General features: G+C 65.9%; 19 protein-coding genes. 13 read left to right on the forward strand and 6 right to left on the reverse strand.

The window, feature by feature from the left end; translation table 11 throughout:
• Nucleotides 1-20 precede the first annotated feature (20 nt).
• The 7 genes from JQK15_RS01230 to nadB all read left to right on the forward strand — a co-directional run bounded on the left by JQK15_RS01230 (nt 21) and on the right by nadB (nt 8,848).
• On the forward strand, nt 21-2,591 hold the full coding sequence (locus tag JQK15_RS01230) for a TonB-dependent receptor plug domain-containing protein (protein ID WP_097384275.1): 2,571 nt from the start codon (nt 21-23) through the stop codon (nt 2,589-2,591).
• A 157-nt stretch (nt 2,592-2,748) separates the two neighbouring features.
• Nucleotides 2,749-3,885, forward strand: coding sequence for an aminotransferase class I/II-fold pyridoxal phosphate-dependent enzyme (locus JQK15_RS01235; protein ID WP_214863017.1), 1,137 nt, complete (start codon nt 2,749-2,751; stop codon nt 3,883-3,885).
• The gene (locus JQK15_RS01240; protein ID WP_214863018.1) at nt 3,882-5,141 is read left to right on the forward strand and encodes an aminotransferase class V-fold PLP-dependent enzyme; all 1,260 of its coding nucleotides are present in this window, start codon (nt 3,882-3,884) and stop codon (nt 5,139-5,141) included. Before JQK15_RS01235 ends, JQK15_RS01240 begins: the two co-directional genes overlap by 4 nt.
• 19 nt (nt 5,142-5,160) lie before the next feature.
• A complete protein-coding gene (locus JQK15_RS01245) occupies nt 5,161-5,586 on the forward strand; it encodes a RidA family protein (RefSeq protein WP_214863019.1) in 426 nt (141 codons plus the stop codon).
• 84 nt (nt 5,587-5,670) lie between these two features.
• Nucleotides 5,671-5,958, forward strand: coding sequence for a terminase small subunit (locus JQK15_RS01250; RefSeq protein WP_214863020.1), 288 nt, complete (start codon nt 5,671-5,673; stop codon nt 5,956-5,958).
• 206 nt (nt 5,959-6,164) lie between these two features.
• A complete protein-coding gene (locus JQK15_RS01255; protein WP_004208122.1) occupies nt 6,165-7,094 on the forward strand; it encodes an ABC transporter ATP-binding protein in 930 nt (309 codons plus the stop codon).
• Between the two features lie 134 nt (nt 7,095-7,228).
• Nucleotides 7,229-8,848: an L-aspartate oxidase gene (nadB, locus tag JQK15_RS01260; protein ID WP_125997912.1), complete on the forward strand. Its 1,620-nt coding sequence runs from the start codon at nt 7,229-7,231 to the stop codon at nt 8,846-8,848.
• A gap of 116 nt (nt 8,849-8,964) precedes the next feature.
• Here the strand turns inward: nadB and JQK15_RS01265 are convergent, their stop codons facing one another.
• Entirely contained in the window at nt 8,965-9,807 is an 843-nt protein-coding gene (locus JQK15_RS01265) for an alpha/beta fold hydrolase (protein ID WP_169860107.1), read from the reverse strand.
• Between the two features lie 155 nt (nt 9,808-9,962).
• Here JQK15_RS01265 and JQK15_RS01270 point away from each other — a divergent pair, with 155 nt between their 5' ends.
• On the forward strand, nt 9,963-11,111 hold the full coding sequence (locus JQK15_RS01270) for a serine hydrolase (RefSeq protein WP_037517655.1): 1,149 nt from the start codon (nt 9,963-9,965) through the stop codon (nt 11,109-11,111).
• 3 nt (nt 11,112-11,114) lie between these two features.
• Here the strand turns inward: JQK15_RS01270 and JQK15_RS01275 are convergent, their stop codons facing one another.
• Complete coding sequence (locus tag JQK15_RS01275) at nt 11,115-11,918, reverse strand: transporter (protein WP_214863022.1); 804 nt, start codon at nt 11,916-11,918, stop codon at nt 11,115-11,117.
• A gap of 105 nt (nt 11,919-12,023) precedes the next feature.
• Between JQK15_RS01275 and JQK15_RS01280 the strand changes: the two genes are divergently transcribed.
• From JQK15_RS01280 to JQK15_RS01290, 3 genes are all read left to right on the forward strand, one after another.
• Entirely contained in the window at nt 12,024-13,115 is a 1,092-nt protein-coding gene (locus tag JQK15_RS01280) for an FUSC family protein (RefSeq protein ID WP_214863024.1), read from the forward strand.
• 61 nt (nt 13,116-13,176) lie between these two features.
• A complete protein-coding gene (gene polA, locus JQK15_RS01285; protein ID WP_214863027.1) occupies nt 13,177-15,975 on the forward strand; it encodes a DNA polymerase I in 2,799 nt (932 codons plus the stop codon).
• 109 nt (nt 15,976-16,084) lie between these two features.
• Nucleotides 16,085-16,378 carry a GIY-YIG nuclease family protein gene (locus JQK15_RS01290; RefSeq protein ID WP_185704020.1) on the forward strand — a complete coding sequence of 98 codons (294 nt, stop codon included), beginning with the start codon at nt 16,085-16,087 and terminating at the stop codon, nt 16,376-16,378.
• Between the two features lie 154 nt (nt 16,379-16,532).
• On the opposite strand, the gene JQK15_RS01295 is transcribed toward JQK15_RS01290, so the two are convergent.
• From JQK15_RS01295 to JQK15_RS01305, 3 genes are all read right to left on the reverse strand, one after another.
• Nucleotides 16,533-16,814: a TFIIB-type zinc ribbon-containing protein gene (locus JQK15_RS01295; protein WP_017503181.1), complete on the reverse strand. Its 282-nt coding sequence runs from the start codon at nt 16,812-16,814 to the stop codon at nt 16,533-16,535.
• A gap of 2 nt (nt 16,815-16,816) precedes the next feature.
• Nucleotides 16,817-17,509: a Bax inhibitor-1/YccA family protein gene (locus JQK15_RS01300; RefSeq protein ID WP_037517646.1), complete on the reverse strand. Its 693-nt coding sequence runs from the start codon at nt 17,507-17,509 to the stop codon at nt 16,817-16,819.
• Between the two features lie 251 nt (nt 17,510-17,760).
• On the reverse strand, nt 17,761-18,522 hold the full coding sequence (locus JQK15_RS01305; RefSeq protein ID WP_214863029.1) for a MerR family transcriptional regulator: 762 nt from the start codon (nt 18,520-18,522) through the stop codon (nt 17,761-17,763).
• 97 nt (nt 18,523-18,619) lie between these two features.
• On the opposite strand from JQK15_RS01305, the gene cysS reads away from it, so the two are divergent.
• Both cysS and JQK15_RS01315 read left to right on the forward strand, forming a co-directional pair.
• Nucleotides 18,620-20,122, forward strand: coding sequence for a cysteine--tRNA ligase (gene cysS / locus JQK15_RS01310; RefSeq protein ID WP_502956773.1), 1,503 nt, complete (start codon nt 18,620-18,622; stop codon nt 20,120-20,122).
• Between the two features lie 63 nt (nt 20,123-20,185).
• Nucleotides 20,186-23,074 carry a CHAT domain-containing protein gene (locus JQK15_RS01315; protein WP_214863031.1) on the forward strand — a complete coding sequence of 963 codons (2,889 nt, stop codon included), beginning with the start codon at nt 20,186-20,188 and terminating at the stop codon, nt 23,072-23,074.
• Here JQK15_RS01315 and JQK15_RS01320 read toward each other — a convergent pair.
• Nucleotides 23,055-24,068, reverse strand: a complete 1,014-nt coding sequence (locus JQK15_RS01320; protein WP_214863033.1) for a 2-hydroxyacid dehydrogenase — start codon at nt 24,066-24,068, stop codon at nt 23,055-23,057. The two genes, JQK15_RS01315 and JQK15_RS01320, sit on opposite strands and share 20 nt — an antisense overlap.
• Nucleotides 24,069-24,189: the final 121 nt, after the last annotated feature.

Here is a 24,189-nt window from a genome sequence, read left to right on the forward strand (position 1 = left end):
ACAATATCAGGGGGCATAGAATGAAGAGACTTTCCGCGCTCAAGCTTTCTCTCGTGATTGCGACATCCTGGTCGGCCTGCGCCATGGCGCAGGAAGCACCGCAGGAACCGCAGGCCGATGAAGGTGCAGCCATCATCGTTACCGGCACCCGTGCCGTCGGCATGTCGGCCGCCGAAGCTGCCGCACCCGTTCAGGTGCTCAGCGAAGAAGCCATCGCCCATGTCGGCCAGCCGAACCTCAACCAGGCGCTGACCCAGATCGTTCCCAGCTTCACCGCCCAGACCCAGGGCACCGACATGTCGAGCTTCTCGCTGTCGGCTCGTCTGCGCGGCCTGAGCCCCAACCACACGCTGCTGCTGGTCAATGGCAAGCGTCGCCACGGCTCGGCCATTCTTCAGGTCGCCACCGGCCCGTTCGGCGGTTCCGCCGCGCCCAGCCTCGACCTCATTCCGCCTGATGCCGTCGAACGCATCGAAATCCTGCAGGAAGGCGCCGCCGCCGTTTACGGTACCGATGCGATCGCCGGCGTCATCAACCTGATCCTGAAGGACGATACCGAAGGCGGCAGCTTCAAGATCACCGGCGGCCAGAATTACGACAGCGAAGGCGAAACCTTCTCGGTCTCGGGCAATGTCGGCTTCAAGCTGGGCGAGGATGGCTATTTCAACCTCAGCGGCTTCCACCGTCGCCAGGACTATACCACCACCGGCACCGGCCAGGTTCAGGTGACCCAGCTCGACGGTTCGCTCCAGCCCAACGCTCCCGCGCAATGGTCGAACCTGACCGGCGACGCGCTGGCGGGCATCAACGGCGGCCAGCCCAAGACCTATCTGACCGAATTCTTCTACAATATGGGCTATGATTTCGGCGGCGTCGAGCTCTACAGCTTCGGTAACTATGCCCGCCGCATCGGCTATGCCAAGCAGGGTTATCGCCACCCCAAGCGCGTCTGCTACGAAAGCGGCAATCTGGGCGGCAGCGTCACCACGGCGGCTTATGATCCCAGCATCTGCTATGGCAATACCGGCGTCGTCGGCATGGTCCCGCTGCAGCATGTGACCGAGGACGAATATAGCTTCACCGTCGGCGCCAAGGGCGAATTTGGCGGCGGCTGGAACTATGACCTGTCGACCACCTATGGCCATGACAAGAACGAGATCTGGACCGAAAATTCGGCCCATCGCGAAGTCTGGCAGGAAACCTATGCCCAGTATCTGAATGGCTCGGGCGTCCTGCCCAACACGCCGGACTCGGCCTATGACGGCGGCTTCCGCCTCAGCCAGACCACGGTCACGGCCGACATCCGCAAGGAATTCGATCTTGGCCTGGCCGATCCGCTGACCTTCGCCTTCGGTGGCGAATATCGCCGCGACACCTACACCATCGTCGCGGGCGACTATTATTCCACCTACAAGACCGGCGTTCAGTCCTTCCCGGGCTACAAGGAAAGCGACGCGGGCGACTGGAACCGCAGCGCCAAGGCCGGCTACATCAACGTCATCGTCAACCCGGTCGAAAAATGGACCGTCGACCTTGCCGGCCGTTACGAAGATTATTCGGACTTCGGCGACACGCTGATCGGCAAGGCCACCACCCGCTTCGACTTCAGCGATGCGGTCGCCATCCGCGGCACCGTCAGCACCGGCTTCCGTGCGCCGACGCTGGCCGAACAGCATTATTCGACCGTGGCCGTCGGCCCGACCAGCGCCGTTGCGGTGCTGCCGGCCGGTTCGCCTGCGGCGACCCTGCTGGGCTTCTCCGCGCTGAAGCCGGAAAAGTCGACCAACTTCTCGGGCGGCTTCGTCTTCCGTCCGATCCCCAAGCTCGCGGTCACGCTGGATGGCTATCTCATCAAGATCAAGGATCGCATCGCCCTGACCGCGGCCCGTTATGCCGTCCAGGGCGGCGTTGCGACGGCGGAAGCCCCGGCAATCATCTCGGCGCTGCAGGCAGCCGGCGTGGTGTTTGACGCGGCGCTGCCGAACATCGGTGCGCAGAGCTTCACCAACGGCATCGACACCCGCACCTGGGGCATCGACTTCTCGGCCGCCTATCCGGTGGCCCTAGACTTCGGCAGCCTGAACCTGTCGGTTTCGGCCAACTACAACAAGACGAAGATCACCAAGAACAAGATTCCGACGGTCTTCAGCAACATCTCTGAAAGCTATGTCGAAGACGCTTCGCCCGACTACAAGGTCGTGCTGGGCGCCCTGTTCAAGAGCGGCGCCTTCACGGTCAATCTGCGCGAGACCTTCTATGGCAAGACCAGCGTGCTGGTGCAGCCGGGCGTGTCGAGCGCTTCGCTGATCGCCGCCGGCCTGCCGACCATCTATGAAGCGAAGGTCAAGCCGACCGGCATCACCGATCTGGAAGTCAGCTATGCGTTCAACGACGCCATGACCTTCTCGCTCGGCGCGAACAACCTGTTCGACAAGATCCCGGAAACCCCGGCACTGCTGAAGGGCGTGACGATCCCGGCGGGCACCTCGCCCTATATCAACGGGTCGACCACCTATAACAGCCCCTATGGCTTTGGCCCCTACGGCACCTCGGGCGGCTATTACTACGCGCGTATCGACTTCAAGTTCTGATAGGCTAGAACACAAGGGCCGGTCTCCCAGGAGACCGGCCCTTTTGCTTTGTCAGCGTCCTGAAGCCGGTCGGCACGACCGGCGGCTCGCAGGACGCGGCAACAATGATAGGGATGTGGATCGATGCCTCGATCCCCATCAGGGGGAAGCGAAAACCATGACCGACCGTCCGGACACTCTCAGCCGCCGCATGCTGATGCGCGGCGCCATGGGCGCGGCGGCGCTCGCCGGCGCAGCACCCGCCCTCGCCCAGCGCGACCGCAAGGTGGCGATGAGCGATGATCCGGCGGCAATGGTCGCCACGCTGACCGACGGCGTCTTCATCAACAGCAACGAAAACCCGCTCGGCCCCGCCCCCGCCGCGTTGCAGGCGCTGTCCGGGCTCGATCCGCTCGCCGGCCGCTATGGCATGGCCTTCGCCTCGAAGCTGGAAAGCCTGTTCGCGCGCCAGAACGGCCTGGCACCCGACCAGGTCCAGGTCCATCCCGGCTCCTTCATGCCATTGCGCTCGGTCGCGCTGACCTACTCGTCGAAAACCCGCCCGATCGCCTATTTCGAGCCGACCTTCGACCAGGGGTTCCTGGGCAAGGGCAACCAGCCGGTCACCCGCGCCGTCGCCCTGCCGCTGGCCGGCGATTTCACCGCCGATGTCCGCAAGCTGCTGGCCGCCGCGCCCGACGCCGGCGTCTATTATCTCTGCAATCCCAACAACCCGACCGGCCTGCCCATCCCGCGCGCCGACATCGAATGGCTGCTCGCCAACAAGCCGGCCGGTTCCGTGCTGCTGGTTGACGAGGCCTATATCCATTATAGCGACGCGCAGAGCTGCCTCGATCTGGTGGCGAAGGGTGCGGACATTCTCATCACCCGCACCTTCTCGAAAATCTACGGCCTGGCCGGCCTGCGCTGCGGCCTGATCGCCGGGCGCAAGGATCTGCTCGACGGCATGGCCGACTATGGCGTCAACATCACGCCGATGCCCGCCGTGGTCGCGGCCGAAGCGAGCCTGCTCGATCCCACGCTGCTGCCCCAGCGCAAGGCCTATAACAAGGCGGTGCGCGACGATCTCTTCGCCTGGCTCGACGCCCGCGGCCTCAAATATCTGCCGTCGCAAACCAGCTTCGCGATGATCCATGTCGGCCGCCCCGGCGCCGATGTCACCGCCGCACTGGCGAAGGAGAAGATCTTCATCGGCGGCCCGCGCAAGCATATGGACGACTGGATCCGCGTCTCCTTCGGCACGCCGGCGGAGATGCAGGCGTTCAAGACCGCGCTCGCCCGGATCATGGCGTGAGCCTCAGCCGGCGCCAGGCGCTCGGTGCAGCGCTTGCCGTGCCGCTGGCGGCACAGGCCGCTCGCGCCGTCGCCGCACCGCCATCGCTGCCCGATAAAGCCAGCTTCGCCGCCACCCCGGTCGCCTATCTCGACAGCGCCTCCACCCATCCGGTGAGCCTGGGCGCCAAGGCCGCCGCCGACGCCTATCTCGCCGGCCGTACGCTCGATCCCGTCGCCGCCGCGCGCAAACCGGTCGACCGCGCCGCGCTGATCGCGAAATTTGCCGCGCTGATGGGCGCCGACGCGGACGAGATCACCTGGGTCCAGTCCACCACCATGGGCGAGCAGGCGGTGCTGCGCGCACTCGGCTTCCCGCATGACGGCGGCCGCGTCGTCACCGACACGCTCCATTTCTACGCCGCCTTCCCCATGTATCAGGAAATGGCGAAACAGGGCGTCGATGTTGCCTGGGTGCAGGCGCGCGAGGGCCGCATCGCGCCCGAGGACATGGCCCGCGCCATCACGCCGGGGACGAAGCTGGTCAGCATCTCGGCCGTCTCCACCTATAATGGCTTCCAGCATGACCTGAAGGCGATCAGCGATATGGCGCACAAGGTCGGCGCGCTCGTCTATGCCGACATCATCCATGCCGCCGGCGCGGTGCCGATCGACCTGCATGACAGTGGCGTCGATTTCGCCGCCTGCGCCACCTATAAATGGCTGATGGGCGATTTTGGCCTGGGCTTCCTCTATGTCCGGCGCGGTGTCGCGGACCAGCTGCCCCGCACCGAATATGGCTATTATGGCTTTGCCGCGCCCGATGCGCCGCCGGGCATCGGCCTGTCCCCACCCCAGACCCATATCTTCCCGCTCGATCCGCCCGGCGATGCGCCGACCAGCTATGTCGCCCGCCCCGGCGCGCTCGGCCATTTCGGCACCGGCACCTATGCCCAGGCGATCAGCACCATGCTCGATCATTCGATCAGCTACATCTCGACCATCACCGTCCCGGCGATCCAGGCCCATGCCCAGCAATTGATCGGCCAGTTGCGCGACGAACTGCCGCGCAAGGGCTATCGCCTCATCACCCCGCCGGGCACGACCAGCCCGCTGCTCAGTTGCATCCTGCCCAATGCGAAGGGCCTGCTCACTGAGCCGCTGGCACGGGCGCAGGTGCGCCTATCCGTTCACGACAATTATTTCCGCATCTCGCCATCGGTGTTCAACGATGACAGGGATGTCGAACGGCTGATCGCCGCCCTGCCCCGCGTCTGATCCTTTTCGGAGCCCTATGATGAAAAAGCTGCTCGCCCCCGCCCTTCTCGCCAGCCTCATGATCGCCGCCCCCGCCGCCGCGCAGAAGCCGCTGCCGGCCAAGCTGCCCTTCTCGCCCGCGATCCGGGTCGGCGACATGCTCTATATGTCGGGTCAGATCGGCCAGGTGCCCGACGGCATGGACCCGCACAAGGAAGGGTTCGATGCGGCAGTGAAGAATGCGATGGATTCGATCGGCAAGATCTTGAAGGACAATGGCCTCGACTTCCGCCATGTCGTCAAATGCACGGTGATGCTGGACGACATGGCCGACTGGCCGCGTTTCAACACCACCTATGTCAGCTATTTCGAGGGCAAGCGCCTGCCCACCCGCAGCGCCTTCGGTGCCGACGGCCTGGCGCTCGGCGCCCCGCTCGAAGTGGAATGCCTGGCCTCGTTCAAATAGGCCAGCCGGGCGTCGCCTGGACCGTCACGGACAGGCGCCCCTCCCATCTTTCCTACACGCGCTTTTCCTGATCTATCCTGATGGATGGACCAGCCCCGCCCCAATCCGCCCATCCCCGCAACCCGGTCGCGTCGCGGCCAATGGACGCCCGATCGTCAGCGCCGCTTCCTCGCCGCGCTGCTCGAAACCGGCAATATCAGCCATGCCGCGCAGATGGTCGGCATGTCCCGCTCCAGCGCGCACCGGCTGCGCGATCGGCTGGCCGGCACCGGCTTCGACCGTAGCTGGGCCAGCGCGCTGGCGCTTCACGCCGCCCGCCGGGCCGATCCGCTCGCGCCGATCCGTCCGCACAAGGGACCGATCGGCCGATAAATGTCGCGTCCCTGTCGCCTGGCTGTCGCGTCACTGTCGCTTCGGTGTCGCTTCGGCGTGACCTCAGCGTCGCTTCCGTGTCGCGTCGCAGGCGCGTTTCCGCCAAAATCGCCCGGAAATCGCGACGCAGAACGGTGTGAACTTTCAACTGTCGCGTCGTTTCGCCCCCTTCCCTTCCCCCGCTTCGATCCCCATAGAGATCAGCCATGACCGACCAGCCTGCGCAAGCCGCCATCGAGATCCGCGACCTGACCAAGGTCTATAAGGGCGGCAAGCGCGCGCTCGACGGGATCAACCTCACCATCCCGCGCGGCCAGATCTATGGCCTGCTCGGCCCCAATGGCGCGGGCAAGTCGACCACGATCAACATCCTCGCGGGCCTCGTCAACAAGACCAGCGGATCGGCCAGCATCTGGGGCTTCGACATCGACGCCAATCCGCGCAATGCCAAGAACAGCATCGGCATCGTGCCGCAGGAGATCGTCTTCGATCCCTTCTTCACGCCGTTCGAGACGCTGGAGAACCAGGCCGGCTATTATGGCGTGCCGAAGGACAGGCGCCGCTCGATGGAGCTGCTGCGCGCGGTCCACCTGGAGGACAAGGCCAATGCCTATGCCCGCACCCTGTCGGGCGGCATGAAGCGCCGGCTGCTGGTGGCCAAGGCGATGGTCCATTCGCCGCCGATCCTGGTGCTGGACGAACCCACCGCCGGCGTCGACGTGCAGTTGCGCCAGCAGCTCTGGGCCTATGTGAAGGAGCTGAACGCCATGGGGGTGACGATCGTCCTCACCACCCATTATCTCGAAGAGGCCGAGGAGCTGTGCGACCGCATCGGCATCATCAACCATGGCCGGGTCATCACCGACAAGCCAACCCGCGAGCTGATCGCGATGGCGCAGGAAAAGGTGGTGCAGGTGACGGTCGACCGCGACATCACCGCCCCGCCGAGCGACCCCAGCTTCGAGAAGGTCGAGCTGACCGACGAGCGCACCCTCACCATCACCTATATGAAGAACCGCGCCAATGCGGGCCAGGTGCTGAGCGCGGTGCAGGCCGGCGGTCTCGCCATCGTCGACGTGGTGACCCGTGATCCCGACCTGGAGGATGTCTTCCTCAACCTGACGGCGGCTGCGTGACCGAAAATCTCCGTTCGGGCTGAGCTTGTCGAAGCCCACGCCTGAGCGTAGCGAAGGCAAAACCTCACTGCGTTCGGCCTGGCCCTTCGACTTCGCTCAGGGCGAACGGATATTGGGAAATAGAAGGCCAGTTCATGCCCACCATCACCCATGACGTCGTCATCATCGGTTCCGGCGCGGCCGGGCTGACAGCCGCCATCAACCTCGCGCAGGACCGCAAGGTAGTGGTGCTGGCCAAGGGGGCGCTGGATGGCGGATCGACCAACTGGGCGCAGGGCGGCATTGCCGCTGTACTCGACGCGGGTGACAGTTTTGCGGCCCATGTCCATGACACGATGGTCGCGGGCGCCGGCCTCAACGATCAGGACACGGTCGAGTTCGTCGTCTCCGAAGCCCCCGCGGCGATCGAGCGGCTGGCGGAACTGGGCGTGCCCTTCAATCCCAACGAAGAAGGGGATGGCGACGAGTTCGGCGAACGCTGGCACCTCACGCGCGAGGGCGGCCACAGCCATCGCCGCATCGTCCATGTCGACGACGCCACCGGCCATGCCGTTCAGGTCGCGCTGCTCAAGGCCGCGCGCGCCAATCCCAACATCACCCTGATGGAGGATATGGTCGCTGTCGACCTCATCACCTCGCGCCATGGCGAGCGCTATTCGGGCGACGGCCATGTCTGGGGCGTCTATGCCTTCAACAAGCAGACCGGCCATGTCGACACGATCCTCGGCCGCGCGACCATCCTGTGCACCGGCGGCGCGGGCCGTACCTATCTCTTCTCCACCGCGCCGCGTGGCGCGACCGGCGACGGCATCGCCATGGCCTGGCGCGCGGGCTGCCGCGTGTCGAACATGGAGATGAACCAGTTCCACCCGACCTGCCTCTATAATCTGGAGGTCAAGAATTTCCTGATTACCGAGGCTGTGCGCGGCGAAGGCGGCCACCTCAAGCTCCCGCCCGGCGTGCCCGGCGGCGGCGAGCGCTTTATGCCCCGCTTCGACGCCCGCGCCGAACTGGCGCCGCGCGACGTGGTGGCGCGCGCGATCGACCATGAGATCAAGCGCCTTGGCCTCGACTATGTCCATCTCGACATCAGCCACAAGCCGCCCGAATTCGTGAAGCAGCATTTCCCGACCATCTATGCCCGGCTGCTGGACCTCGACATCGACATCACCAAGGAACCGATCCCGGTCGTCCCGGCGCAGCATTATACCTGTGGCGGCGTCATCATCGACCTGGACGGCCGCACCGACCTGCCCGGCCTCTATGCCGCCGGCGAAGTGACCGAAAGCGGCCTGCACGGTGCCAATCGCCTCGCCTCCAACTCGCTGCTCGAATGTTTCGTCTTCGGCGAGGCGGCGGCCAAGCATATCCGCGCCCATTGGGACGATCTGCCCGCCCCGCCGCCCATCCGGCCGTGGGACGAAAGCCGCGTCACCAATGGCGACGAAGAGGTCATCGTCCAGCATAACTGGAAGGAAATCCGCCGCTTCATGTGGGACTATGTCGGCATCGTCCGCACCACCAAGCGGCTGGAGCGCGCCCAGCATCGCATCGACCTCTTGTCCAAGGAAGTCGATGAATATTACGGTAATTTCCGCGTTACGCCGGACCTGATCGAGCTGCGCAACCTGCTCGAAGTCGCCCGGCTGGTGGTCCGCTCGGCGCTCCATCGCAAGGAAAGCCGGGGCCTGCACTACACGCTCGATTATCCCGAGACGCTGGCGCAAGCCGTCGACACGGTGCTGGCGCCCTGACCCAAAAAAGAGGCGCGGCCGGGCAGCCGCGCCTTTGAAGGGAGGAGGAGCAAACGCCAGGGGCGTCGTCTCGCCGATCACCCTAGCGTCGGCATCAACCGGCGCTTTGATCCAGGTCAAACGCCCTTGAGGAAATTGCCCAGCGCCGCGTTGAACCGGGTCGGCTGGTCGGCCATCACGACATGGCCGCTCGGCCCGATCGGCATCAGCTTCGCGTCCTTCTTGGCCGCATAGGCGGCCCGGAAACGCCGGGTGATCTCGACCGACTGGGCCTGATCCGCGCCGACGGCGTAGACCACCGACATCGGCACCCCGATCCGGCCAAGCTGCGGGCCAAGATCGGTATTGGCCAGGTCACGCAGCGCGGTGGCGATCACCTCCGGATTGCTGCCCTCCGCCCCCGGCGCCTGCGCGACGATCTGGGCGAGGTAGCGGCGCCCGGCTGCCGTACCGGTGAAATATTGGCTCAACTGGTCGGCCAGATAGCCCATGCCATTGGCGGTGCCGCCGACCATCGCCGCGCCGGCCGGCAGCATGTCGACCACCATCACCCGGCTGGCGAGGCCCTTGAGGCCCTGCATCATCGCCAGCGTGCCGCCCATGCTGTGCCCGACCACCGCCGGTCGCCGCAGTCCCGCGGCGGCGATATAGCGGGCAATCTCGTCCGCCACCGGCTGCACCACCGGCCCGCTGCCATTGGCGTCGGCGGCCAGTCCAGCAAAGCCGCGGACATGGACCAGATGCCAGCGATAGCCCGGCATCTGCCCCGTCACGCCGTTCCAGATGCCCGGACCGCTGGCAAGACCGGGGATCAGCAGCACGTCCCGGCCGCTGCCGCGCACCGTCACCATGATCCGGCGCGAGGCAAAATCCGCCGCCAGTGCCGGCATCGCCCATCCCGCCGCCAGCGCTCCCGCGCCGCAGAGCAGGCCGCGTCGATCCATCAGTCCATCCGTCATCCGCTCCCTATTGCCGCCCCGCCGCTGAACCGCAACTGAGCGCCGTTCCGCCGTTCAGACTCCTTACATCGCAATTGTGGAATCATTCGTCGCATCGTCCTTGCCTACAATGCGGGTCGCCGCGCCTTGTAACGGCTTGAAGTGCGGGGTTAGTGATGAGTTCGAATGATAGCAGGCGCGTCTCGTCGCGCCTTGTGCTTGCGGTGGTTGCCTTGTCCGCCTGCGTCGGCGCGCCCCCCCAGCCGGGTGCCCAGGCCAGCAGCGCGCGACCGAATAATCCGCCGCGCCAGACGGTGCAGCCCACGACCAACACCTGGCCGATCAAGCAGGTCGCCAATCCCCCCGCCCCGTTCAAGGATATCGACCAGCGCGAGCAGCCCTCGCCCGCACTCGTCAGCGTGATCCAGAATCTGGGTCAGAGCTTCCGTGGCAAGGTCGGCATCGCGGTGCGCCGGGTCGGGGCGGACTGGACCGTCGCCTATAATGGCAATGCCCTGTTCCCGCAGCAGAGCGTGTCGAAGCTGTGGGTGTCGATGACCTTCCTCGACGCGGTCGATCGCGGCAAGATCCGCCTCGCCGATTCGACCACCATCACGAAGAAGGATCTGACCCTGTTCCACCAGCCGAGCGCGGCGATGGTGGGATCGGGCGGCTGGACCACCACCTATTCCGACCTGATGCGCCGCGCGATGACGCAGAGCGATAATACTGCCAACGACACGCTGCTGCGCGCGGTCGGCGGGCCGGACGCGGTGCGCGGCTATCTGGCGCGCCGCCATATCGCCAATATCCGCTTTGGTCCAGGCGAACGGCTGTTGCAATCGACCACCGCCGGCCTCGACTGGCGGCAGGATTATTCGATCGGCCGCAATTTCTACGCCGCCCGCGCCGCGCTGCCCATGTCGGTGCGGCAGAAGGCGCTCGACAATTATCTCGCCAGCCCGCCCGATGGCGCCGCGCCGGCGTCGATCGTGCAGGCGCTGGCCAAGCTCAAGGAAGGCGACATGCTGTCCTCCGCTTCGGCCCGCGTGCTGATGAACTTCATGGAGGAAGCCAAGACCGGGCCGCAGCGGATCAAGGGCGGCGTCCCGCATAGCTGGACCTATATGCACAAGACCGGCACCGGGCAGGATCTGCCGCCGCGATCGACCGGCTATAATGATGTCGGCATCATGACCGCCCCCGACGGCACCAGCTATGCGGTCGCGGTGATGATCGGCAGCACAACCGTGTCGATCCCCGAACGCTGGCAGCTGATGCAGGCCGTGTCGCGCGCGGTGGTCGCCAATCATGAGAAGCGGTGACGATCAGAAGCGCCTGACGACGCCGACATAGAGTTCGGCATCGGGGCTGTCATGGTTGAGGCCAAGATTGGCGCCGGCATCGAACTGCATGTCGTCGCCCGCCTGCCAGCCCAGCGACAGTCCCGCCAGCGCCTGGGTGGCATGGCCGTCGGGATCATCGTCGCGCATCAGCGACGCCTCGATCGATCCGGACAGGCTGTCGCTGATGTCGAAGCCCAGCCCGGCGACGCTGCCATAGGCGAGATGCCGGCCATCGCCATCCTCATCGACCGCCGCGTCGACTTCTGGCGTGGCCTGGAGCGTCAGGCCATGGCCCAGATCATAGCTGATCGGCACCAGCATCCCGGCGCCCCAGTCACCCTCGCCGATCGCGTCGCCGCCAGTCGGCAGGCTGGCATAGGGCATGACCGCGATCGAGAAGCCCGAACCATCGGGATTGCGCAGATTCTGCCGCAGCGCGACGCGCATGTCGCCGATGTCATTGTCCGTCTCGACCGCGCCGGTTACCCGATCGCGCGTGCGCACATGGCCAAAGGCGGTCCAGGCCAGTTGCGCTTCCAGGCTGTCGGTCAGTCCGATGCGCAGCAGTGCGTCGCCGAAGTTCACAGTGTCGGTGCGGCTCTCCGCATCCTGCTCGCGGGTCCAGTCGCCCAGCCCCAGTTCGACCTGAACCCTGCCCGGCGCCATGGTGCAGGGCGGCGTGTCGAGCCCCGGCCGGTCGGCGCAGAATTCCCGCTGGTCCTGCGCCCAGGCCGCGCCACCCTGCGCCGCCATCGCCATCAGGATCGCCGCGCCCCATGCCCGCATCACACGCCCTCCCCTTCCCAATCTGTTTCCAGCGCAACGAAACGGATAGGAAGCGGCAAATATCCCGCGCTGGCCTTTACTGTCCCGCTGCGGCACTAAGTCCCTATGCCGCGCCCCTTTTCCTCGCTGCTCGATCGCGTGACGCCGCGCACCATCGATGAACTGGAATGTGCGCTGTCGGTGCTGGGCGCGATCCTGCTCGCCCATCTGCTCGGCGCCACCCATGTCTCTTGGGCCGCCTTTGCCGGCTATATGGTGATGCGCGGCCATGCCGCCGAGACGCTGGCGCGCGGCGTGCTGCGGATTATCGGTACGGTCGCGGGCGGCCTGATCGCGCTGGGCAGCGCGCCCTTCATTGTCGGCTACTGGCCCGCCGCTGCGGCGGCGCTGGCGCTGATGGGCACGATCAGCCTCTATGCCGCGATCACCTCGCGCCGTTCCTATGCCTGGCTCTTCTTCGGCCTGACCTATGCGATGGTCGTGCTCGACAAGATCGAGCATCCCGCGATCGCCCTGCCCGAATTCGTCCAGACCCGCGTGCTCGAAACGCTGGCCGGCATCGCCGCCAGCCTGATCGTCAGCCTGGCCTCCACCCTGACCCTGCGCCGCCGCTGGCCGGCCAAGCGCACGCCCGCCGCGACCGGCGCGGGCTGGCACGGGGATTCGCTGCGCCACGCGCTGCAGGCCGGCGTGGCGCTGGCGCTGCTGGTGGCGCTCAATGCCTGGATCCCGGTGCCCGCGCTGGCGCAGGGCGCGATCATGATCATGGCGGTGATGCTGCTGCCGGTCACCGGCATCGGGTCGAGTGGCCTGGCCCCGGTCAGCCAGCGCATCCTGCAACGGATGATCGGCTGCATCGGCGGCGCCCTGTTCGCCGCCTTCTTCCTGGTCGCGGGCGCCGACAATATGGCGCTGTTGCTGGGCGCCACCGCGATCGGCGTGATGCTGGGCCGGCATCTGGAAAATGGCGATCCGACCCATCGCTATGTCGGCACCCAGTTCACCCTGGCCGTGCTGGTGATGCTGGTGCCCGACCGGTATGACCAACTGGCGCTGGAACCGGGCGTCGAGCGGCTGATGGCGATCTTCATCGGCATGGCCGTGCTGATGCCGGTGCTGCTGGTCGGCCATATACTGCGTGGTCGGCACGCAGACGAAGCGACCGCCCCGGCCAGCGGCGAGAGCGGCGGCGTATAAGCGCGGATACAGGAGCGCCCGGCACTGGAGCGGCGGACCAATCCCCGCTATCCCCTGCCCCATGTCTCAGCAGAATCATCTCTATCTGGTCGACGGCAGCGGCTATATCTTCCGCGCCTATCATCAGCTTCCGCCGCTCACCAACCAGCATGGCCAGCCGGTCGGCGCGGTCTATGGCTATACCACCATGCTGTGGAAGCTGGCCGAGGAGCTGGGCAAGGCCGAAGGCCCGACCCATCTGGCCGTCGTGCTGGACAAGGGCAGCCACACCTTCCGCAACGACATGTATGATCAGTATAAGGCGAACCGGCCGCCCGCGCCCGAGGATCTGGTGCCCCAGTTCCCGATGATCCGCGACGCCACCCGCGCCTTCTCGCTCCCCTGCATCGAGGAAGCCGGGTTCGAGGCGGACGACATCATCGCCAGCTACACCCAGGCCGCCGTGCGCGCCGGCTGGCATGTCACCATCGTCAGTTCCGACAAGGATCTGATGCAGCTGATCCAGCCCGGCGTCGACATGTACGACACGATGAAGAATGAGCGGCGCGGCGCCGACTATGTCATGGGAAAGTTCGGCGTGCTGCCCGAGCAACTGGGCGACGTGCTGGCGCTGATGGGCGACAGCGTCGACAATGTGCCGGGCGTGCCGGGCATTGGCCCCAAGACCGCGGCCAAGCTGATCACCGAATATGGCACGCTGGAAGCGGCGCTGGACGCGGCCCCGGCGATGAAGAAGTCGAAGATGCAGGAAAACCTCATCGCTCATGCCGACATGGCGCGCCTGTCGCGCCGGCTGGTCGCGCTGCATGACAGCATGGACCTGCCCGAGCCGCTGGACGACCTGACCTTGAAGGGCATTCCCAAGGAGCCGTTGCAGGCCTTCCTGTCGCATCATGGCTTCAAGACCCTGCTCAACCGCCTGGGCGCGCCGGCCGCTACGGTTGCGGTCGCCAGCGCGGCCGCTGCGACCGGCAGCGCCGACGCGCCACCGCCGCCCCCGGTAATCGAGGTCGAGCATCCGCCGATCGACTGCGCCCTTTATGAAACCGTCACCACGGTCGAGGCGCTGCAAGTCTGGATCGACGAAGCCCGCGCGCTCGGCGTGGTCGCGGTCGATACCGAGACCGATGCGCTCGACAGCATGGAATCGGGCTTGGTCGGCATCAGCCTGTCCACTGGGCCGGGGCGCGCCTGCTACATCCCGCTCGCCCATCGCTCCGCCGACGACATGTTCGGCGAAGTGCCGCAGCAGATCGCGCTCGATGACGCGATCCGCTTGCTCAAGCCCCTGCTCGCCGACGATGCGGTGCTCAAGGTCGGCCATAATATCAAATATGACCTCAACGTCCTCGCTCGCGTCGGGCTGGAGGTGACGCCGATCGACGATTCGATGGTGATGAGCTTCGACCTCGACGCCGGCAAGTCGCTGGGCGGCCATGGCATGGACGAGGCAGCGAGCGTCCACCTCAACCACACCTGCATCAGCTTCAAGGAAGTGACCGGCACCGGCAAGAAGGCGATCAGCTTCGCCCATGTGCCGCTCGACAAGGCCACCGCCTATGCCGCCGAGGATGCCGAAGTCACCTGGCGCCTGTGGCACAAGCTATCGGGCCGCCTGCCGGCGGAGGGGGCGACCCGCGTCTACCAGTTGGTCGACCGGCCGCTGATCCCGGTGGTCGCCGGCATGGAGCGGCAGGGCATCAAGGTCGACCGCGAAGCCCTGTCCCGTCTCTCGGGCAGCTTCTCCCAGTCGATCGCCGGCCTCGAAGCCGAAATCCACGAACTCGCCGGCCATCCCTTCACCATCGGATCGCCGCAGCAGCTCGGCGTCGTGCTGTTCGACGAAATGGGCCTCAAAGGCGGCAAGAAGGGCAAGAGCGGCACCTACTCCACCGACGTTACCGTGCTGGAGAAGCTCAAGGCCGAAGGCTCGGCCATTTGCGGGCTGGTGCTGGAATGGCGCCAGCTTTCCAAGCTCAAGTCGACCTATACCGACGCGCTGCAGCAGCAGATCAATCGCGACACCGGCCGGGTCCATACCAGCTACTCGCTGACCGGCGCCCAGACCGGCCGCCTGTCCTCGACCGATCCCAACCTGCAGAATATCCCGATCCGCACCGAGATCGGCCGGCAGATCCGCCATGCCTTCGTCGCCGAACCCGGCAATGTCATCCTGGCGGCCGACTATAGCCAGATCGAGCTACGCCTGGCCGCGCACATGGCCGACGTGCCCGCGCTCAAGGATGCGTTTGAACAGGGCGAGGATATTCATAACCGCACGGCCATGGAATTGTTCGGCGAGGTCAATCGTGACACGCGCGGCCGCGCCAAGACGATCAACTTCGCGATCCTCTACGGCATTTCACGCTGGGGCCTGGCCGGCCGGCTGGAAATCAGCGCCGACGAGGCGCAGGACATGATCAGCCGCTATTATGAGCGCTTCCCCGGCATCAGCGTCTATATCAACGAGACGCTGGAAAAGGCGCGCGCCAACGGCTTCACCGAAACCCTGTTCGGCCGCAAGACCTGGTTCCCGCGTATCAAGGCGCCGGTCCAGCACGAACGACAGGGCGCCGAACGCGCCGCGATCAACGCGCCGATCCAGGGCACCAGCGCCGACATCATCAAGCGGGCGATGGCCCGCATGGGCCCGGCACTCGAAACCGCCGGCCTGCCGCGCGTGCGCATGCTGCTGCAGGTGCATGACGAACTGGTGTTCGAACTGCCCGAAGCCGATGTCGAGGCCGCCAGCAAGGTGATCCGCCAGGTCATGGAAAGCGCGGCCGAACCGATGGTCAGCCTGTCCGTACCACTGGGCGTGGAAATCGGCACCGGCCCAAGCTGGGGCGCGGCGCACTAAAAAATCCAAGATACCAACATCTGCTGGCATGACCGGGCTGTGGCCCTCCACTCCCCGTCATGCCAGCGAAGGCTGGCATCCCAATGCCTTTTGACGCAGCATCACGGCCATGACGGGCGGCTGGATCTATATCATGACGAACCGCGCTTATGGCGTGTTGTATATTGGCGTGACATCCAGCCTGCCGCATCGAACCATGCAGCATCGCGACGGGACGGGTTCGGACTTCTGTCGCCGATATGGTCTGGATCGCCTGGTCTATGCCGAGCGGCATGCAGCGATCATCGATGCCATCGCCCGAGAAAAGGCGATGAAGGCGTGGAAGCGCGAGTGGAAAGTGCGGTTGATCGAAAGCATCAATCCCAAATGGCAGGATTTATTCGATACGCTGCACATGGACTGAAGCGCGGCGCCAGAAGGAAGTGGGATGCCAGCCTTCGCTGGCATGACGGAGTATAGGAACCACTATCCACTGCCGTCATCCCAGCCCAGGCTGGGATCTCTCTTCTTCCCCCTTCCAACGAAAAAGGCCGGCCCCATCGGGACCGGCCTTTTTCTCAATCGAACAGCTCTTCCAGAAAGCTCTTCCTGCGTTTCTTGGGATAGCCCCGCCCGTCGTCGCGATATTCGCGGTCCGGGCGGTAGCTCATCTGTGGCGCGGCGGGCGCCGGGGCCGGCTGAACCGAGCGCTCGATGATCTTGTCGAGTTCACCCCGGTCCAGCCAGACGCCGCGACATTGCGGGCAATAGTCGATCTCCACTCCCTGCCGGTCGCTCATGTGGAGCCCCACATGGCAGACCGGGCAGAGCATGGCCGACACGGTGGCCTGATCCCGCATGCTTATTCGCGCTCGCCGGTCAGGCTCAGCAGCATCTGGAACAGGTTGACAAAGTTCAGGTAGAGCGACAGCGCGCCCATCACCTGCATCTTCTGCGCCACCTCATGGCCGGCATAGTAGAAATATTCCGACTTGATGCGCTGCACGTCCCAGGCGGTGAGGCCGGTGAAGACCACCACGCCGATGATCGAGATCACCATCGCCATGGCCGACGAGCCGATGAAGATGTTGATCAGGCTGGCGACGACGATGCCGATCAGGCCCATCATCAGGAAGCTGCCCATCTTGGTCAGGTCACGCTGGGTGGTATAGCCCCAGAGCGCCATGGCGAGGAACATCACCGCTGCCGAGAAGAAGGCCTGGGCGATACTGCCGCCGGTGAAGACCAGGAAGACGCTGCCCAGCGACACGCCCATCACCGCCGCGAAGGCGTAGAAGGCGGTGCGCGCGCCAGCCGTCGTCATCTTGTCGATGCGGAAGCTGAAGAAGAAGACAAAGGCCAGCGGCGCGAAGATCGCGACCCACTTCAGCGGCGTGCCGAAGATGGCGGCAGCCAGCACCGGGGTGTTGCCGACCAGGGCGGCGACCAGGCCGGTAATGACCAGGCCGATACCCATGTTGCGGAAAACGCCGAGCATGTGCGCGCGCAGGCCAGCATCGGTCTGCGCCGTCTGGCTGGCACCATAGCCCGGCATGCGTACGGGATTGTTCACGGCTTCACTCACTCCATCATAAATGTGGTTCGAGTGAGCCCGGTGCGGTCTCCTGCGGCAAAAAGAGGGGGGAATTGCCACAAAACCTGCACCGGGCGCACCCGATGCGGTCCGACATCGCGACCTGGATCAAGGGGGAAGAGATCCATGTCGCCAGAGGGGCCCGGTCCGCACAGCCAATATCGGGTCGCCCGGACGATCGCGCAAGGCGCCACCGCCCAAGCAACAATTTATTACATTTGCCGCGCCGCCCCGACGCTGCGGATGAAGTCCCACACTTCCGAGGCGAAGGGCGGCTGCCGTTCGTCCTTCCACTCGTCGACATGATCGTACATGCGCGTCACCCCCTCCATCATCGCCGGCGTGGCGATGGCGGTGAAGGGCGCGAGCAGCGCCTGCCATTCGTCATAAAAGGCCCCTGCCGCCGCGCTCGCCGGGTCGAGCGGCAGTGCCGCCTCTATCCGGGCGGTGAGGTCCGCCCATTGCGCGCTATAGGCCGCCTGGTCGAAATCGGCCGGCATGTTGGGCATCGTCTCGGCAAAGTCGGCCTCGGCCTGGGCGCTGATATAGCGGCCACTGACCGCCTTCCATTCTTCTTGCATGGTCATGCTTTCTCCACTGCGGATCAGCGAGCAAAGGGTCGCGGCATCGAGCGGCTCGCCACGGTCGATGCGGGACAAGGCGATTTCCAGATGGCTGCGCGCCTGCGCCAGTTCCTGCGCCTGCGCGTCGATCGCCGCGACCTGCGCGCGCAGCAGCGCGCCAAGGTCGATCGGCCGGCCGTCGAACAAAGTCTTGATCTGGGCAAGGCTCAGCCCCGCCCGCTTGAGCGCCAGCAATTCATGCAGCCGCGCCAGCTCGGCCGGGCCAAACAGGCGCCGCCCCGACGCGGTGCGCAGCGGCGCGACCAGCCCACGCGCCTCATAGAAACGCAGCGCCCGGCTGGTGAGGCCGGTGGCGCGGGCGACGGCGGCAATATCCAATATATCGGTCATGCCCCTTGCTACCGCTTGACCCAAGGTCAAGTTCAAGCGCTTTTTTGCGGTGCCCGCCCCGTTGACGATCGCGCCGTCTCGCGACATGGCTGGCGCCATGAGCCAAGACCAGCATAGCGACGCGCCCCTGCGCCTGTTCAACAGCCTGACCCGGTCGATCGAGCCGTTCGCGCCGATCGAGCCCAACCATGCGCGCGTCTATAGCTGCGGCCCGACCGTCTATAATTATGCCCATATCGGCAATCTGCGCGCCTATGTGTTCGTCGACACGCTGCGCCGGACCCTGCTGTGGAAGGGGCTGGACGTCACCCAGATCATCAACATCACCGATGTCGGCCATCTGACGTCGGATGCCGATGCCGGTGACGACAAGATGGAGGCGGCCGCCCGCGCCAGCGCCAAGAGCATCTGGGACATCGCGGCCCATTACACCAAAGCCTTCAAGGCCAATATCGCCGACCTCAACATCATGGCGCCCAGCGAATGGACGGTCGCGACCGACTATGTGCCGCAGATGATCGAATTTGCGCAGAAAATCGCCGACACGCATTGCTACGAACTGGACAGCGGCCTCTATTTCGATAGCTCGACCGTGCCTAATTATGGTGCGCTGGCCGGTGGTCGCGACGATGCCGCCCATGCCCGCATCGACCCGGTGGCTGGCAAGCGCAACCCGAGCGACTTCGCCATCTGGCGCAAGTCGCCGCCGGGCGAGCAGCGCCAGATGGAATGGGACAGCCCCTGGGGCAAGGGCGCGCCGGGCTGGCACCTGGAATGCTCGGTCATGAGCCAAGCCCGCCTCGGCCAGCCGTTCGACATCCATACCGGCGGCATCGACCATCGCGAAATCCATCATCCCAACGAGATTGCGCAGAATCAGGCCTATTGCGGCTGCACCGATACGCAGCCGGACTTCACCGGCGCGCGCTGGTGGATGCACAATAATTTCCTGGTCGACCGGCAGGGGAAGATGAGCAAGTCGAAGGGCGGCTTCACCACCCTGTTCAGCCTGGTCGACGCCGGCGTGCATCCGATCGCCTATCGCCTGCTGTGCCTGGGCGCCCATTATCGCAGCGAGTTGGAGTTCAGCGCTGACAATCTGGCCGCTGCGCTGACCCGCCTCAAACGACTGGTCATGGGCGTCGAGGGGCTGAAAAGCCGGGCCGAGGGCATCACCTGGCAGTCGGTCACGCTCGATTATCTGCGCGCCAATCTCCACCCCAAGCTGGTGCCGCTGCTGGAACAGTTCGACGCCGCGATCGCCGACGACCTGATGACGCCCCGCGCGCTGCCGCTGCTGGAGGAAGCGATCAGCATGAAAAAGGTGCCGGTCGACGAGAAGCTCTGCCTCATCGCCGCGTTCGACCAGGCGCTGGGCCTGCGCCTGCTCGACCTCACCCGCGCCGAGTTGCGGGTGCAGCCCAAGGATGCGCAGATCACGCCCGAGGAGATCGAGGCCGAACTGGAACGCCGCACCGCTGCCCGTGCCGAGAAGGATTTCGCCCTGTCGGACGAGATTCGCGACGCGCTGATCGCGCGCGGGGTCGAGGTGATGGACGGCGATCCGCTGCGCTGGGACTGGCGCCTGACGCTGGCCTGATGGCTTGACGCCGTCCTGGGTTCGACCCAAGACGGTATCGGGTCGAGAAAAGTGGGGCGCATCATGCTGTTTTCCGCGCGCGCGGGCGCGTTTCTGCTGGCCTTGGCCGGCCCCGCGCTGCTGCCCGCTGCCGCCGCACCGCCGCCTGCCTTCCGCACCGACGATCCGCGCTATGCCCGGCTCTACGCGCTGGAGGACAAGGCCGATGCGCTGTTCGAGAGCGATGATTATGCCCTGTCCATGTCGCAAAAGACGCGCGACGCCTGGACAGCGCTCGAAACGGCGGCATCCCACAGCAAGGTGCAGGGCCAGGCCCATCCGCTGGCGGGCGTCGCGCTCATCAACCTGTCATCGATGGACCAGATCGACGGCCGCAACCCCGACGCGCTCGCTCATGCGGACCGCGGCCTTGCCCTGCTGGCCCCCTTCCGCGACGCCTATCCGATCTACTGGATGCAGGGCCTGTCGATCAAAGGCTATGTCCAGGTCACGCTGAACCAGATCGGCGCCGGGGTCGAGACGCTGGCCGAGGCGAGCCGCTATATCGACGGCTATTTTGCCCGCACCGATCCCAAGGCGCTCGATGAATCGGCGATGATGCTGAAGTCAAACATCGCCTTCGCCCATGCCCAGGCACTGTCCCGCCTCGGCCGCAACAGCGAGGCGGTCGAGGCGCAGCGCCGCAGCATGGAGGCGCGGGTCGCCGCCAGCGGCCAGAACAGCGCGGACGCGGTCGGCGCCTACTATATGTATGGGCAGATGCTCTCGCGCGCGGATCGCGATGCCGAGGCGGAAATCTATGTACGCCTTGCCGTCGATACCGCGACCGACCATGTCGATCGCAAGCATCCCAATTATGCCCGCGCGCTCGAAGCGCTGGGCCTGCTGCTCTCGCGCACCGGAAGGCGCAGCGAAAGCCTCGCCTATCTGGAGCGATCGATCGCGATCAAGCGCGAGACCAGCGGCACGAAGAGCCTGGCCTTTGACTTCGCGCTACAGAATCTCGGCAATCTGTTGCTGCCGCTGGAACGCTATGACGAGGCCGAACCGCTGTTCCTGGAGGCCGAGCGCGGCTTTCGTGACATCGAAGGTGACACCAGTCCGCAGTCCGCACGCGCGCTGGCCTTTGCCGGCGTCGCCGCTTTCGCCCAGGGACGCAGGGAAGAAGCGATCAGCCGGCTACAGACCGCGCTGGCGCGTGGCCGCACCGGCAGCGCCGAGGATCGCGACATGGGGCAGCGCGTCTATCCCTTTTTGATCCCCGCGCTGATCCAGGCCGACCGGATGGACGAGGCGCGCGCTGCCGCCGCCGATTTCGACCGGGAAACCCGCCAACTCGACAATCTGCCCGGCTTCGCCATCGCCAATGCCGGCATGCTGTCCGCCTGGGCCAATGGCGGCGACAGCGTCGATGCGGCCTGCCGGCTGATCGCGCTGCTGCGCACCAGCCTCAGCCTGCAGGAGGACGGCGCCCTGACCGAGGATCAGCGCGCCGCGCTGGACAGCGTGCTGGCGATCGCGACACAGGCGCGCGACGCCGGGCTGGCGATGGACGCGATGGCCCTGCTTGCCGGATCGGGCATCGTCCAGGCCAATCATCTGGTCGCGCAGCGGATGGTGGACGACCCCGCTCTGGGCAACCGGGTCCGCGCGCTGCAGGACCGGACCCGCGCGCTGCAGACCGCCGACAGCCTGTTGCTGCAGGCGCTCGCCCGCGACGAAGGCGTTGCCGCCGCACGCGCCAGTCGCGCGACATTGGCAAAAGAGGTCAATGCCGACCGCGCCGCGATCGCCCATGATTTTCCCCGATGGCTGGAGGCGCGTGGCGGCGCCCTGCCCGACCTGGCATCGCTGCGCGCCAATCTGGCGACGGACGAGGCGCTGCTGGCGGTGACGCCTGCCTTTGACGGCGTCTATATCCTGGCCGTCAGCCGCGAACGGACCGCCATCATCCGGGCGCAGGAGACGCGCGCCGATCTGGTCGGCCGGATCGCGCGATTGCGCGCATCGCTGAGCGCCACCGGCTTCGATCAGGAAGGCGCCCATATCCTCTACACCCAGATCTTCACGCCCGATGTCCAAGCCGTGCTGGGCAAGGCGCCGCGCCTGCGGGTCGTACCGACCGGTGCCTTTGCTGCCCTGCCCTTTGCCATGCTGCCGCAAAAGCCGGTGCAGCATATCGACCGCAACACACCCTGGCTGATCCGGCGCTATGCGCTGCGGATCGACAGCGGCTTTCGCCCCGTCGTGCCGCAAAAGCTGGCGGCGCAGGATGACCGGATGCTGGGCATCGGCGCGCCCCTGCCCTTTTCGCAGGAGACACAGGCGATCGCCCTCAAGCAGCGCGGCGGCGGCGCGGCCACGCTGGCGCAATTGCCGCCCCTGCCCGGATCGGCCGAGGAATTGCGATCGGTCGCGCGCTATTTCGGCCCCGATCATGCCCGGCTGCTGATCGGCGCGAACGCCAGCGAGGCGATCCTCCGCTCCAGCGACCTGCGCCCCTATTCGGTCATGCTGTTCGCCACCCACGGGCTGGTCGGTGGCCAGATGGAGGGGCTGGATGAGCCGGCCTTGCTGCTGTCGCCCCCCGACACGGATTCCGGCAATGACGGGATACTGACGGCATCGGAAGTGGCGCAGATGCGGATCGGCGCCGACTGGGTGATCCTGTCCGCCTGCAACACCGCCGCCGGCAGCAGCGCCCAGGCCCAGACCTATTCCGGCCTGGCCCAGGCGTTCCGTTATGCCGGCGCCGGCGCCCTGCTGGTGTCGCACTGGCCAGTGCGGGACGATGCCGGCACCTTCATCACGGTCGAGACGGTTAAGGCCAACCGGCGCGGCGCCTATCGCGGGGTGGCGTTGCAACGGGCGATGCTGAAGCTGATCCGGTCCGGCAAGCCGGACGCGGTGCAGCCCTATGTCTGGGCGCCGTTCATCCTCGTGGGGCAATAGCCGCTTGCGGATCGACCCGGTTGGCGAGCGGACGACCGGCGGCGAAATCGCTGATATTGGTCATCGTCGTCTCTGCGATGCTCGCCAGCGCCTCTTCGGTCAGAAAGGCCTGATGCCCGGTGACCAGCACATTGGGGAAGGTCAGCAGTCGTTGGAACAGATCATCCTCGATAATCTCGTTGGACAGATCCTCGAAGAACAGGTCGGCCTCCTGCTCATAGACGTCGAGCGCGACACCGCCGATCTTGCGCGACTTGAGCCCCGCCACCAGCGCCTGCGTATCGATCAGCGCGCCGCGGCTGGTATTGACGATCACCAGTCCATCGCGCGCCCGGCCGATCGCGTCGGCATTGATGATATGGCGCGTATCCGGGGTGAGCGGGCAATGGAGCGACACGATGTCGACCTGTTCCAGCAGGTCGCGTGGCGGCACGTAGCGCACGCCCATCGCCAGCAATTCGGGATCCTGGGCCACATCGCTCGCCAGCACCTCGCAGCCAAAGCCCAGCTTCAGCGTGCGGGCGACCAGCGCGCCGATCCGCCCGGTGCCGATCACCCCCGCCACCCGGCCATGGAGGTTGCGGCCGATCAGCCCGTCGAGCGCAAAATTATTTTCCCGCACCCGCGCCCAGGCGCGATGGATGCGCCGGTCGAGCGCCATCAGCAGCGCGACGGTGAATTCCGCAACCGCATGGGGCGAATAGGCCGGCACCCGCACCACCGTCAGCCCCAGTTCCGCCGCCGCGACCAGATCGACATTATTATAGCCGGCACAGCGCAGCGCGATCAGCCGCGTGCCGCCGGCCGCCAGCTTGGCCAGCACGGCCGCGTCCAGCCGGTCGTTGACGAACACGCAAACCGCCTCGAACCCTTCGCCCAGGCTCGCGGTATCCGCGTCCAGCCTGGGTTCCAGGAAATGCAGTTCATGTCCCTGATTGGCGGCCGACAGGAAATGCCGGTCATAGCCCTTGGTGCCGAAGATCGCGATGCGCATGGCACCATAGTGCCTGCCCGACCGCCATCGTCAAGCCGCGGCCTATACTGAGCCAGTCCGTTTCACATGTCGGCCAGTCCGGTTGGACAGGCTATCCCAAAGACGGCACTTTGCGTCGCAT

Source organism: Sphingobium sp. BHU LFT2 (assembly GCF_018604485.1).
In the GTDB taxonomy this organism is placed as follows: domain Bacteria; phylum Pseudomonadota; class Alphaproteobacteria; order Sphingomonadales; family Sphingomonadaceae; genus Sphingobium; species Sphingobium yanoikuyae_A.

Coding starts and splice junctions, on each gene's coding strand:
- JQK15_RS01230 (WP_097384275.1), top strand. CDS start 21: ATGAAGAGACTTTCCGCGCTCAAGCTTTCTCTCGTGATTGCGACATCC.
- JQK15_RS01235 (WP_214863017.1), top strand. CDS start 2,749: ATGACCGACCGTCCGGACACTCTCAGCCGCCGCATGCTGATGCGCGGC.
- JQK15_RS01245 (WP_214863019.1), top strand. CDS start 5,161: ATGAAAAAGCTGCTCGCCCCCGCCCTTCTCGCCAGCCTCATGATCGCC.
- JQK15_RS01250 (WP_214863020.1), top strand. CDS start 5,671: ATGGACCAGCCCCGCCCCAATCCGCCCATCCCCGCAACCCGGTCGCGT.
- JQK15_RS01255 (WP_004208122.1), top strand. CDS start 6,165: ATGACCGACCAGCCTGCGCAAGCCGCCATCGAGATCCGCGACCTGACC.
- nadB (WP_125997912.1), top strand. CDS start 7,229: ATGCCCACCATCACCCATGACGTCGTCATCATCGGTTCCGGCGCGGCC.
- JQK15_RS01265 (WP_169860107.1), bottom strand. CDS start 9,807: ATGACGGATGGACTGATGGATCGACGCGGCCTGCTCTGCGGCGCGGGA.
- JQK15_RS01270 (WP_037517655.1), top strand. CDS start 9,963: ATGAGTTCGAATGATAGCAGGCGCGTCTCGTCGCGCCTTGTGCTTGCG.
- JQK15_RS01275 (WP_214863022.1), bottom strand. CDS start 11,918: ATGCGGGCATGGGGCGCGGCGATCCTGATGGCGATGGCGGCGCAGGGT.
- JQK15_RS01280 (WP_214863024.1), top strand. CDS start 12,024: ATGCCGCGCCCCTTTTCCTCGCTGCTCGATCGCGTGACGCCGCGCACC.
- polA (WP_214863027.1), top strand. CDS start 13,177: ATGTCTCAGCAGAATCATCTCTATCTGGTCGACGGCAGCGGCTATATC.
- JQK15_RS01290 (WP_185704020.1), top strand. CDS start 16,085: ATGACGGGCGGCTGGATCTATATCATGACGAACCGCGCTTATGGCGTG.
- JQK15_RS01295 (WP_017503181.1), bottom strand. CDS start 16,814: ATGCGGGATCAGGCCACCGTGTCGGCCATGCTCTGCCCGGTCTGCCAT.
- JQK15_RS01300 (WP_037517646.1), bottom strand. CDS start 17,509: ATGCCGGGCTATGGTGCCAGCCAGACGGCGCAGACCGATGCTGGCCTG.
- JQK15_RS01305 (WP_214863029.1), bottom strand. CDS start 18,522: ATGACCGATATATTGGATATTGCCGCCGTCGCCCGCGCCACCGGCCTC.
- cysS (WP_502956773.1), top strand. CDS start 18,620: ATGAGCCAAGACCAGCATAGCGACGCGCCCCTGCGCCTGTTCAACAGC.
- JQK15_RS01315 (WP_214863031.1), top strand. CDS start 20,186: ATGCTGTTTTCCGCGCGCGCGGGCGCGTTTCTGCTGGCCTTGGCCGGC.
- JQK15_RS01320 (WP_214863033.1), bottom strand. CDS start 24,068: ATGCGCATCGCGATCTTCGGCACCAAGGGCTATGACCGGCATTTCCTG.